Annotated in this window: 9 protein-coding genes; 5 read left to right on the plus strand and 4 right to left on the minus strand. The window is 46.0% G+C overall.

The annotated features are described in order from the left end of the window. Positions 1-136 precede the first annotated feature (136 nt). From LC20001_RS06675 to LC20001_RS06690, 4 genes are all read right to left on the minus strand, one after another. Positions 137-1,486, minus strand: coding sequence for an IS4 family transposase (locus tag LC20001_RS06675; protein ID WP_035457969.1), 1,350 nt, complete (start codon positions 1,484-1,486; stop codon positions 137-139). A 133-nt stretch (positions 1,487-1,619) separates the two neighbouring features. Beyond that, positions 1,620-3,566 carry a PTS fructose transporter subunit IIABC gene (locus LC20001_RS06680; RefSeq protein WP_003679950.1) on the minus strand — a complete coding sequence of 649 codons (1,947 nt, stop codon included), beginning with the start codon at positions 3,564-3,566 and terminating at the stop codon, positions 1,620-1,622. Between the two features lie 26 nt (positions 3,567-3,592). After that, positions 3,593-4,510: a 1-phosphofructokinase gene (gene pfkB / locus LC20001_RS06685; RefSeq protein ID WP_010010113.1), complete on the minus strand. Its 918-nt coding sequence runs from the start codon at positions 4,508-4,510 to the stop codon at positions 3,593-3,595. Next, positions 4,507-5,262 carry a DeoR/GlpR family DNA-binding transcription regulator gene (locus tag LC20001_RS06690; RefSeq protein ID WP_010010112.1) on the minus strand — a complete coding sequence of 252 codons (756 nt, stop codon included), beginning with the start codon at positions 5,260-5,262 and terminating at the stop codon, positions 4,507-4,509. The genes pfkB and LC20001_RS06690 overlap by 4 nt, the downstream gene beginning before the upstream one ends. A gap of 591 nt (positions 5,263-5,853) precedes the next feature. On the opposite strand from LC20001_RS06690, the gene obgE reads away from it, so the two are divergent. The 5 genes from obgE to rnz all read left to right on the plus strand — a co-directional run bounded on the left by obgE (position 5,854) and on the right by rnz (position 12,908). Further along, on the plus strand, positions 5,854-7,149 hold the full coding sequence (gene obgE, locus LC20001_RS06695; RefSeq protein ID WP_003679956.1) for a GTPase ObgE: 1,296 nt from the start codon (positions 5,854-5,856) through the stop codon (positions 7,147-7,149). Between the two features lie 32 nt (positions 7,150-7,181). Continuing rightward, positions 7,182-9,074 (plus strand): acyltransferase family protein, encoded by a 1,893-nt coding sequence (locus LC20001_RS06700; RefSeq protein WP_010010111.1) that lies wholly within the window; start codon positions 7,182-7,184, stop codon positions 9,072-9,074. A 149-nt stretch (positions 9,075-9,223) separates the two neighbouring features. Next, on the plus strand, positions 9,224-9,910 hold the full coding sequence (locus tag LC20001_RS06705) for a response regulator transcription factor (RefSeq protein ID WP_010010110.1): 687 nt from the start codon (positions 9,224-9,226) through the stop codon (positions 9,908-9,910). Then, a complete protein-coding gene (locus LC20001_RS06710) occupies positions 9,907-11,226 on the plus strand; it encodes a sensor histidine kinase (protein WP_010010107.1) in 1,320 nt (439 codons plus the stop codon). The genes LC20001_RS06705 and LC20001_RS06710 overlap by 4 nt, the downstream gene beginning before the upstream one ends. Before the next feature lie 728 nt (positions 11,227-11,954). Then, positions 11,955-12,908: a ribonuclease Z gene (rnz, locus tag LC20001_RS06715; RefSeq protein ID WP_003680309.1), complete on the plus strand. Its 954-nt coding sequence runs from the start codon at positions 11,955-11,957 to the stop codon at positions 12,906-12,908. Positions 12,909-12,921: the final 13 nt, after the last annotated feature.

Genomic DNA, 12,921 nt, shown 5'->3' on the forward strand with positions numbered 1-12,921 from the left:
AAAAAGAGCGTGCCGGCAAAGCGGTACGCTCTTTTTCAGATCATATTAGTTTTCTTCTAAAGGTTGAAAGTACCCAAATAACTTCAAACTCCTGCTAGTCCTGAGTTTGAAGACTAAAAATTAGTTAATTCAGTTATTACACGCCATTGCCCAATAATTGGGCCAGATTATTGGGCAGTGTTCGGATAAATTGATCGAAGAGTTCATCAATGATGGTTGTTGTGAGCCCTAACTTTTCACCTAGACCAGTTAATTGGCGCATCAACCAAGCTAAAGCGACTGCGATCTCAATATCCGGCAACGGGCGGCCAAAATTATAAAATAAATCGCCAAGCGTTCGTTCATCAACTTGTTCGCGTTGATGCAGCGCTAAAATATCGTAACTCATCATGACCATGGCCATATGGCCGCACAGTCCATCGTAACTTTGGACTTGGGTTTGATCAAAACGCAGGTATTGTTTGGCTACTTTGAAGTAGCCCTCGATCTGCCAGCGACGACCATAAAGTTGAATGATTTGGTCAGGTTCTAGGGTCGTTTTTGTTGTACCTAAAACCAGATACTGACTGTGATCTGTTCGGTTAGGAACGAAAACTAATTTAACTTTCATGGGCTGACCTCCAACTTCGAAAGTGACAATGGGACTATAATGATAATTCTGATGCTGAGGCCATTTACTCCGCCGAAGGCGCTCGTACAACGATTTAACATCCATTTGGCGACCACGATAACGAAAATAAACTTTCTCACTGCGTTTGAGCATACCTACACCAAACTGACCGCGTTGCAGTAACTCAAAAAATAGTCTTGGTGAAGCAAACCAGCTATCAAACAGAACGTATTTAGTTTTAATGCCAGCACTTAAAGCCGAATCAACTAGCTCTAAGGCAACCTCATTCATTTTTCGTTTGGCTTGTGCTCGTCGCTGTGCAGCTAATGTACGCGGATCAAATTGGTTGATCGGACCTAATTGATTTTTGGCTTTGCCAGATGACATCAGCGCAAAATCAACGGGCAAGAAAGTATTCCCATCACTCCAACCTAAAGTTAACGTACGAAAGCCATGATAATAGCGCTGGTGATTATGATCAAAAACCCGAGCTAATAACTCAGTTTTACGCGAGAACTCACGCTTGAATAAGGAATCATCTAGGATGAGCGCTTGTGCACGGCGGGTATCCGTAAAGTGTTTAACATATTGAATTAGCCGCACTGCGAGTAAAATAACTAGACGTTGCCAATTTGTATGGCGATTATTGAGACAGTTGCGGGCGGTTTTCTTAGTAAAATGTGGATCAGATTCGGCACGAAAGATGGAATAGCGCGTAAAAATAGTGGTGATCAGCCATTCAAACAGGACTGGCACCTGAATACCACGAGTTTTATGGATATTAGCGCGACGTAAAACGTCAGGTAACTGGACCAATTTAGAAAAATGTTGCATTGCTAGGTGAATATTAGGGGTAGAATGTTGTATAGTAGACATGGCACGAAAACTCCTCTGTATGTTTGTTTTTTAGACGACTCAATTATACAGATACGGAGTGTTTCGTGTCTATTTTTATAACAAAAAAGCCCCAACAGATTGGGACTCAATTGGGAATATTAACTTTCAACCTTTAGTTTTCTTCTTTTAATGCTGGGCGCCAGATGCCAAGGATCACACCGGCAACGACAGCACCGATCACGACGGCTAAGAGGTAGAAGATCCAGTTAGTTGCCAGTGGAGTTACCCATAACCCACCATGGGGTGCCGGGACGCTGACGTGCCATAATTGGGTCAAGCCGCCGCCTAATGCCGCACCGATCACACTAGAAACGATTACGTGCAAGGGGTCAGAAGCGGCAAACGGAATCGCGCCTTCGGTAATGAAGGAGATACCGAGCACGTAGTTGGAAATACCCGCTTTGCGTTCGTCAGCCGTGAATTTGTTTTTCCAGAAAGTCGTTGCAATGGCAGTTGCCAAAGGTGGGACCATCCCGCCGACCATGACGGCGGCCATTAATTTACCGTCACCAGTTGCGGTGTAAACGCCGATGGCAAAGGTGTAAGCGGCTTTGTTAAAGGGACCACCCATATCGATCGACATCATCCCGCCGAGGACTGTGCCGAGCAGAATCGCATTACCAGTACCCATACTCTTCAAGAACGTGGTCAAAGCATGGTTGATCACGGCAAAAATCGGATCGACGATGAAGTACATTAGGAAGCCGACGATCAGTAAGCCAAGGATCGGGTAGAAGATCATGGGTTTCAAACCGTCCAGTGACTTCGGTAAGTTACGGAATAAATGCTTCAGTAAGACGATCACATAACCGGCAATAAAACCTGCAGCCAAGCCACCAAGAAAGCCAGCCACACTGGTTGTTTTAACGATACTTGCAGCGGCTGTGTTGGCCATGAAACCACCGACAAAGCCGGGCATCAAGGCAGGTCGATCACCAATGGAAACGGCGATGTAGGCAGCCAAGACTGGGATCAAGAAACTGAAGGCCCAGTTACCAATACCGTTTAAGAAGATAAAGGTCGTTGAATGCGCACCCACGGTTTGTTCAACCATGAAGGAAATCGCCATTAAAATCCCACCACCAACGACGAATGGTAACATATTAGAAATACCATTCATCAAGTTGGCGTAGATTTTACTCCAAGCGGATTTGCTTTCACCATCGTCTTCGCTAGCAGCGCCATCAGCACCAGTAGCGTGGAAAATTGAGCCTTTTTCAGCTAACGTCTCGTTGATCAATTCTTCGGGCTTTTTGATACCGTCAATAACGGGGCGGTTCAATAAATGCTTGCCATCGAAGCGATCCATTTCGACTTTCTTATCAGCCGTGATGATAACACCGACTGCGCGGTTGATATCATCAGTGGTCAAGCGATGTTTCACGCCTTCGGAACCATTTGTTTCCACTTTGATGTCAACGTTCATTGCTTCAGCTTGCTTTTTCAAAGCGGCCTCGGCCATGTAAGTGTGGGCGATCCCAGTTGGACAAGCGGATACGGCCACGATAAAGGGACGTTCGCTATTGTCAGTGGTCGTTGGGGCAGCCACGGTTTGTGCTTTAGCTGCTTCAGCGGCTTCATCAGCAGCGTCTTTTGCTTCCTTAGCTGCCTGGGCGTCAGCGAATAATTGCTGTACGTCATCGGGTGTCTGGGCTTTTTTCAAAGCGGCGACTAAATCAGGGTTGATCAATAAACTGGAGAGGGCGGCCAAGGCCTGTAAATGGGTATTATTGGCGCCTTCAGGAGCAGCAATCATGAAGAATAAATGTACCGGTTGGCCGTCTAAAGCATCGAAGTCAACGCCGGCATCACTTTTAGCAAACAGGACCGTGGCACGGGTAACGGCTTTATTTTTGGCGTGGGGCATTGCGATGCCATCGCCGATCCCCGTCGTTGATTCGGCCTCGCGCTTGATGATGTCTTTTTTATACAATTCTTCGTCGTTGATGATGCCTTTGACGTAGTATTGGTGGACTAACTCATCGATGGCAGCAGCCTTAGTGGTCGCTTTGAGGTCCATGATCATGACGTCTTTGAGTAGTAGGTCACGAATATCCATGAATGTTACACTCCTTTAAAATTAATTTAATTGTGATAAGTATCGATGTGAATACTTTGGCGAACTTCGGCAATTTTAGCTTGGTTAGCCAAGTCTTCGGAAAAGGCGGTGGCACTGCCGCAAGCTAAGCCAGTTTCAAAACTCTGCAGTGGATCGTGGGTTTGACTGAAGGTGCCGACAAAGCCGGCGATCATTGAGTCACCAGCACCAACTGAGTTGATCACGGTTCCTTTTGGTGCAGTCGATTTGTAAACTTGGTCAGGGGTGATCAAGAAGGCACCGTCGCCGGCCATGGAAACTAAAACGTGCTTGGCGCCAAGGTCGAGCAATTTACGGCCATATTTCACGATATCCGCGTCGCCAGTCAATTCAACGTTGAATAAAGCGGCTAGTTCGTGGTGATTTGGTTTGATCACTAATGGTTGGGCGCTTAAGGTATCCAAAAGCGCTTGGCCGGTGGTGTCGATCACAAAATCAGCACCGTGGGCTTTGATCAACGGAATCAAGTCACGATAAAAACTTTCTGGTAGGGTTGGTGGTAAGCTGCCGGACATGACGACGATATCGCCGGCTTGCAGCTGATCAAATTTGGCTTTGAAAGCAGCCAGTGCCGTTGCACTAATTGCTGGGCCTTGACCGTTGATCTCAGTTTCTTCGCCAGCCTTGATCTTAACGTTGATCCGGGTGTCGGCGTCGATCTTAGTAAAGTCGGCGGTCATTTGTTCAGCGGCTAATTGTTGTTGAATAAAGTCGCCGGTAAAGCCACCTAGAAAGCCCCAAGCGGCGTTTTTGACTGCTAATTGGTTCAAGATCCGGGATACGTTGATCCCTTTACCACCAGGTAGTTTGGTATCATAACTCATTCGATTGACTGCGCCCAAAGTTAGCTGGGGCAGTTGTACGATATAGTCAATTGAAGGATTGACTGTTACCGTATAGATCATTTGATCGCCTCCAAAATATCTGTATGTTGCTGATATTGGTCAAGTTCACGTTGACTTAAGTGGTCGGTGACGATGGTGGCTTTCGCTAGGTCACCAAACTTAGTAAAGGAAACTTGGCCGAATTTAGTATGATCGGCTAGGACGATCGTCATTTCCGCCTGAGCGATCGCTGCTCGTTTAATCGCGGCTTCGTCTGGGTCGGGGGTGGTGTAACCGTAATGTAGGTGCACCCCATTAGTTCCGAGAAAGACTTTGTTGAAGCGATACTGTTGCAAAGCTGCAAAGCTGTCGGCGCCAATGATCGCTTTGGTTACATTTTTTAAGCGACCACCTAATAGGAAACAACGGATGTCATAGTCGGCCAAAAGTGACGCATGATTAACGCCGTTGGTGACCACAGTCAGATTAGCTGTGGCCTTTAAATAAGGAATCATGGCTAAGGTCGTGGTGCCAGCGTCTAAGAAAACCACGTCTTGCGGGGTCAAACACGAAACCGCCAATTTGGCGACGGCTTCTTTTTCGCTGACACTCTGGTTCGATTTTTCGCTGACCGCTAATTCGGTTTGCAGCGCGGCCACGCGTTTAGCGCCGCCGTGCACCCGGACTAACAAGCCGGCTTCTTCCATTAAGTGTAAATCACGGCGGATGGTTGATTCAGATGCCTGCGTTGCACTGATCAAGTCATGTAATTTAATAATGTCATGTTGCTTTAATTGATTAAGAATAATTTGATGTCGTTCCTCTGTAAGCACTTACCTCACCTCCGCAAAAACTAATTTACCACCAAAACCATTCAAAATCAATAGAAAACTTTCAAATTCGTTCAAAAACATGAATCGAAAAATTCAAAATGCCGTAATGATAACGTTTTAGCGTGAAATTTTTTTGGTGGGGGACTTGGCTTTTATTTTGAATCGAGGGTCTTATTTTTATGGCTTCCGTAGCTGTTATGAAATGGGCATCTTCTTGGAACTGAGCTAAAAATTAGCTCACGATGTTAATCGTGATCGATCCAAGGCACTAACTTTGTTTCGGGCTAGTCGAAATCACCGCAAATTAAGCGCACATTTGTTTGTCTAGTGTATAGACAGCACCCACTTTTTTCTTTACAATTAGAGAGATGTTCGAATTTTAATCAATTTATTTTACGGCGTGCAGACACTGTGGCTAGACTTTTACTTAGTGATTAGTTTAGGATGAGCGTAGTCAAATGGATAATGAGTATTTTTAACGATAATTGCCGTTAATTTATAGTAGGCAGATTTTTGCGAATACGTTTGAAATTCATGATCATATATTTATAGAAAATTTAAAATTAGTTATTATTTGAGGAGGAACCTAACTTGTTTATTGATCAAGTTAAAATTACAGCCAAGGCTGGCCGCGGCGGCGACGGATTAGTTGCTTTCCGGCGGGAAAAATTTGTGCCCCTTGGTGGACCAGCTGGCGGCGATGGTGGCCGTGGCGGTAGCATCATTTTGAAAGTCGATGAAGGCTTACGGACATTGATGGATTTCCGTTACAAGCGCATTTTTAAGGCAGCTAGTGGCGAAAACGGGATGAACAAAGGTATGACGGGGCGCGGCGCCAAAGATACTTATATCAGTGTGCCGCCTGGCACGACTGTTCGGCGCATCGATGACGATCAATTGCTCGGCGATTTGACTGAAGATGGCCAAGAATTAGTCGTCGCTAAAGGTGGTCGTGGCGGCCGTGGGAACGTACATTTTGCCTCACCGCGTAATCCAGCGCCAGAGATCTCAGAAAATGGTGAACCAGGCGCCGAAGTACAAATCAGTTTGGAACTGAAGTTATTGGCGGATGTTGGTCTGATTGGGTTCCCATCAGTTGGTAAATCAACGTTATTATCGGTTATTACTAGTGCTAAGCCTAAAATTGGCGCCTATCATTTTACGACGTTGGTGCCTAATTTAGGGATGGTCAGCTTACCCGATGGGCGGAGTTTTGCGGCGGCCGATATGCCTGGTTTGATCGAAGGCGCAGCGAACGGTGTCGGTCTTGGAATCGAGTTCTTACGCCATATCGAACGGACCCGCGTGTTACTGCATTTAGTTGACATGAGCGGTGTTGACGAGCAGGACCCATTTGCTGATTACGAAAAGATCAATGCTGAATTAGCTAAATATGATCCTAGTCTATTAGAACGGCCACAGATCATTGTGGCAACGAAGATGGATATGCCTGATAGTGCGGCTAATTTGACCACATTTAAGGCTAAATTGGCGGCGGCTAAGGTTGACGCACCTATCTTCCCAATTGCCGCGATCGCCCATCAAGGGTTAAATGAGCTGTTAACTGCAACGGCTGACTTGTTGGAAGCGACCCCAGCCTTTCCAATGTACACGGAAGAAGCAGTGGCAGCTGAGAAACATTATGACTACGCTGCGGATAGCCAACCTGGCTTTACCATTGAACGTGATCCTGATGGGGTCTTTGTCATTACCGGTGAAAAAGTTGAGCGTTTGTATCAAATGGCTAACTTGGATCACGATGACAGCGTCATGCGCTTTGCCCGCCAATTACGTGGTATGGGGATCGATGAAGCTTTACGGGCAAAAGGTGCCACCAATGGTGATTTGGTCCAAATTGATGAATTTACTTTTGAATTTGTTGAGTAATTTTGAATTAAAAAAATAGGTTGTGGCAAATTATGGAACATAAAAAAAGATTGGCAAACAGCCGCTATATCACCGGCATCAATGGCTTGCGGGCCATTGCGGTCATTGGGGTTATCCTGTACCATTTGATCCCATTTACCGTGCCCGGCGGCTTTCTCGGCGTCGTTATTTTCTTGGTGTTGACGGGCTATTTAATTACCGATCTCTTGATTCAAGAATGGGATCAAAATGGCAAAATTGGGTTACGGTCCTTTTACCAGCGGCGAATCAAGCGACTTTATCCGGCGCTAGTGACGATGCTTTTTGCTACTGCGGCCTATATGACGCTGTTTCAGCGCCAATTGCTGGCCCAGTTGCGCGGGATTCTCTGGAGTAATTTGCTCTATGTCTATAATTGGTGGCAGATCCTGCACGGTCAATCTTATTTTGATCGCTTTGCCAATAACGAGTCACCGTTCACGCATTTGTGGACGTTATCGATCGAAGGTCAGTTTTACTTAATTTGGCCAGTGATCATTATTGGCTTGTTGTTGTTTAATAAGCATCGCCATCAAGCCACTAATATTTTACTTGGTCTAGGTATTTTATCGGCGCTGTTAATGGCGTTGCTATATGTGCCAGGTCATGATCCGAGCCGGGTGTACTACGGAACGGATACCCGGGCGTTTGCCGTTTTATTCGGTGCAGTGTTGGCTTTTATCTGGCCGAGTACCGAGTTGAAAAGTAAACTTGGTCACGCGCAGCAGCGTCTGCTCGATGGCATTGGTTTGTTGACGTTGGTGGCGATTATTGGCATGTATTTTTTGGTCGATTCGCAAAGCGCCTTTGTTTATCGCGGCGGGATGGTGTTATTTTCCCTGCTAGTGGTGCTATTAGTTGCCGCCACCGTTCATCCTGGGGCCCACGTTAATCGTTGGCTGACCAATCCGGTGTTCACGTGGATCGGTAAACGCAGTTATGGCATTTACCTGTATCAATTTCCAGTGATGATCTTTTATGAAAATCAAGTGCACAACATCGCGCATTGGCCGTGGTTACACAACTTTATTCAATTGGCGCTGATCCTAGGGTTAAGTGAACTTTCCTATCGTTATGTGGAAAAGCCGCTGAGTCACGTTCAATGGCACCAACCACGAACGTGGCGGACAACTGGCTGGCAGCGTTGGTTATTAGTACCGGCGTTGGCGATTTTTGCGATTGGTTTAGTTGGCGCTGCGCAAGCGCCGGCCCATGCAACCACCGGTGAAACGCCATTAGCGCGTAATATTAAGCGTAACGCCAAAAAGAATTCTGAGCATAATGCGAAAGTGATCGCACAAGCTAAGCAACGTAAAGCGGCGGCAAAGCAGGCGTCAAGTTCGTCTGCGGTGTCTAGTAGTAGTGCCGCCAGCAGCAGTGCGTCAGCGGTTGGTAATTTGACCAGTGCACAAGTGCAGCAAGCCCAACAACTATCGATCGTCGGTGTCGGCGATTCAGTCATGCTTGATGGTGTGGACACGCTGCAAAAGATTTTTCCATTAATGATCGCCGATGCATCCGTCGGTCGCCAGGTCAGCAGCAGTCAACAGATCTTAGCTGATTACAAGGATAAGGGCGTGTTGGCTAACGTGGTTCTGATCGGCTTAGGCACTAACGGGGCGTTTACCGATCAGCAATTGGATGACGTTATGCGCACAGTCGGGGCACAGCGGCAAGTATTCTGGGTCAATGTCCGCGTTCCCACACGGAGTTGGCAAAATACAGTCAATAACTCGTTGGCACAAGCTACGAAACGGTGGCCTAATTTAACGGTGATCGATTGGTACAAGGAAAGCAACAACCATCCAAATTGGTTCTACTCGGATCAAGTTCACCCGAATGAAACGGGGAAACAGCACTACGCTGATTTTATTGCCCAACAGATCCTAACCAAGGTCAAGCATTAAGGTTAATTTAAGTTAGTCGTTTTATACTGGGGACATTAGATCGTGTTTGGAAAATAACGCAAAGTGAGCGAAAAAGTGATTGAAGAAGCAGATCATTACGCATAACTTGAACGTTTTTTCAAACATGCGGGATAAAATGAGGTGGGAAAATGGTTAAAAGTGCCAAGGCGTTACTCGTTGAAGATGATGTTGAGCTATCTGCTAGTGTGCGTGATTTTATCACGGACTTCTTGGATGTTGATCAAGTTTATGATGGCGAAGAGGGCGAGTTTGCGGCTAGCCAAGGGATTTATGATCTGATCATTTTGGATTTGATGTTACCTGGGAAAAACGGCTACGACGTGTTAAAGTCGCTGCGCAAGCAACACTTGGAGACGCCGGTGCTGATCTTGACCGCCAAGGATGGGATCGACGATAAGCTCCACGGCTTCAACGTTGGCGCTGATGACTATTTGACCAAGCCGTTTCATCGTGAAGAATTGATTGCGCGGATCAAAGCCTTATTGAAGCGCAGCGGTCATTTCTATCAAGAAAACGTGCTGACAATCGGCCAGTTAAGTATTAATTTGCAAAATCGTAGCGTTACGGTGGCGGATGATGAAATTCGGCTTAACGGTAAGGAGTTTGACTTGCTAGTTTATTTAGTCGAGAACCAAAATACGATCATCACCAAGGAACAAATTTTCGATCGCTTGTGGGGCTTTGACTCCGAGACCAGCATTACGGTGGTGGAAGTTTATATGAGTAATTTACGTAAAAAATTGAAGCCGTATCAGGCGGATAAAATGATCAAAACGTTGCGCAACGTGGGCTATATGGTGGAAGTGACCGCATGAAAGTTGTGAATCGTAAGCAACAAATCAGATTATTTCTCACTGAGTTGATCAGCTTTGCGGTGATTTTCTTATCACTGGGGACGATCGTTTATCTGTCGTTTCAGCACGAAATTTACCGTAATGTCGATCAAGGTCTAGAGATGAAGCGCAGTCAGCTGTTGCTGGCGCAATTTAAAAATAAGGCGAAGCTCAAGACTAATGATAAAAGCAAAGCGGTGCAGCAGCAAAGGCAAGGTACACCGCCGCCGGATTTTCGGATCAATTTTTTGATCTATAATAGTCAGGGTAAAGTGATCAATACCGAAATGTTAGGTGATCGCTATACGCTGCTGACCGGGGTCAAGCTCGATCCTGATCAGCGGGGGAAAATCGTTAATCTGACCACCGATGATGGCAGTAAGTTCCGTTCTTTGTTAGTCAAAGTGCCTAAAACTAATCACGCGAAGTTATACGCTGGCAAGTACGTGCAGATCATTCAAAACATCGATTCTGAAGATCAAGCGATCCAAAGTTTTCGGCGCGTTTTGATTTTGACGATGCTGTTTTTCTGGTTATTGTCGATCTTACTTAGCTACTTGTTGTCGCGCTGGAACATGCGGCCAATTCTGAAGTCCTGGCAGCAGCAACAGGATTTTGTGGCGAATGCGGCTCATGAGTTGCGGACACCGCTGACGATCATTCAGAGTAAAATGGAGTTATTGCTGACTAAACCTAACGAAAAGATCATCAGTCAGATGGAGCCGATCGCGTTATCCTTAGCGGAAACGCGGCGGCTAAATCAGTTGACTCGTGATTTGTTAATGTTGGCACGGTCGGATTCAAATATGACCCAGATCACGCGGCAGCCAACAAATACGGCTGAGTTCTTAAAACAAGTGATCGCACCCTATTCCGAAATTGCCGCTAGTCAGGACAAAATGTTTACTGCGCAGATCGATCTGAACACGCAACAAATGATCGATCAAAAACGGATCCACCAATTATTAGTGATCTTGCTAGATAATGCGTTGAAATACACGCAGACTGGGGATCAAGTTGAATTTAAGGCTTACGCACACGGCAATCACTGGCAGGTGGAGGTCGCCGATACCGGTATTGGTATTGCGCCAGAAAATCGGCAGGCGATCTTTGAACGTTTTTACCGCGAAGATAAGTCGCGTAGCCGGCAAACCGGCGGTAACGGCCTTGGCTTAGCCATCGCCAAATGGATCATTGACAGCCATCAAGGCACTGTCAAAGTGGTCACCAACGATCCCCACGGCTCACGGTTTATCGTTAGTTTTCCGATCGAACACATTAAAAAAGAACATCATTAAAAGCGTTAAGCGCGAGACCAAGTACCAAATAGGCTCGCGCTTATTTTGTGTGATTGGCACAGCCCTGATTCTGTTTTATTCTGGTGCTGACGTATGGAACGCGTGCGGTTTTGGCTTGCCGTACTAGCTTAATACAATTAACTGTGAACGACAGTTTAATAGTTTGCCACTTTACAATTAAATTGCGTGGTTAACTATAAACGTCGATAAAATGAGTTTGTGTTCCTGTATACGACTTTGTAGCTGGTCTTTATTGAAGTTGCCGATAATTAATGTATGAATGTTCTACTGTATTTTGATGGAATGGAGATGCGCGAGGACCAGCTGTGTCGATAGTTCTTAATGGTGGTTTGTGCCATTTAGAAATATGCGGTATTGGCGAGATCCTCTTTTATCTCATCTTTTGCATTTATCTGATAAAAGTTAGCTCGCCAAACCGCCATGCGTTCCGTCCTCGCGCATCGGAATGGCATCTAGCCAGCTCAGTCTCGTTTCCAGCTAAATTTCAATTTTAATATTAATTGATAACTATGGTGTGCTAGACGGTAATCTGGGCGTTGTGTAAACGCTCTGGCGATTTTTATTTGCGTAAAGTCGTAAATACTGATTAAATAGATATATTTGAGGATCACGTAAAATTAAAATATAATTGAAACGTCGCTAAGTTAAAAATGCGGTTGTGGCCGTTTAACTGAAGGCGTAAATTACAGAAATGGATGAATGAACTGATGGAACTAGAATTTCTCGGCACTGGCGCTGGGTCGCCGGCGCGTTATCGTAACGTCACTAGTATTGCGTTGAAATTATTGGATGAACGCAATTCAGTTTGGCTGTTTGATGTCGGTGAGGGCACGCAGCAACAAATTTTGCGGACAGCGATTCGGCCGCGTAAAGTGGAAAAGATTTTTATCACGCATTTGCATGGCGATCATATCTTTGGTTTGCCTGGATTTTTAAGTAGTCGTTCCTTCCAAGGCGGTAATCAGCCGTTGACGATCTACGGACCAAAAGGGGTGCGCGATTACGTGCAAACTAGCCTGCGGGTATCGGATTCGCGGTTGACTTACCCGATCAAGTACGTGGAGATCACCGATAATATGCTGGTTTTCGAGGATGATACGTTTAAGGTCGAATGCCGTAAATTAGATCATCGGATCGCTAGTTTTGGTTACCGGGTGATCGAAAAGGATCACACCGGCGAATTATTAGTCGATAAATTGCGTGCTGCCGGTATCAAACCGGGACCAGAATACGGTAAGATCAAAGCTGGGCAACCGGTGACCTTAGCGGACGGCCAAGTATTGCCTAGCAGCGATTTTATCGGCCCAGCGCAAAAAGGGCGTATCGTGACCATTTTAGGTGATACGCGGCGAACGGCTAATTGCTTTACTTTGGCGGAAAATGCTGATGTGTTGGTCCACGAAAGTACGTTTGGCAAGGCTGATGGCCGGATGGCGTATAATTACTACCATTCTACCAGTACCCAAGCGGCGGAAGTGGCGAAAAAATCTCACGTTAAGCAGTTACTACTGACCCATATTTCCGCGCGGTATGTCGGTAAAGCAGCTCACGAATTACAATCCGAGGCGCGACAGATTTTTCCGCATACTCGGGTGATGAAGGATTTCGATCAGGTGACGATTCCATTGCAGAAGCAACAAACACAGGCAATCGCTAAATAATTTTGTGAAAGCG

Origin of the sequence: Loigolactobacillus coryniformis subsp. coryniformis KCTC 3167 = DSM 20001 (assembly GCF_002706425.1) — a bacterium.
Taxonomy (GTDB): Bacteria; Bacillota; Bacilli; order Lactobacillales; family Lactobacillaceae; genus Loigolactobacillus; species Loigolactobacillus coryniformis.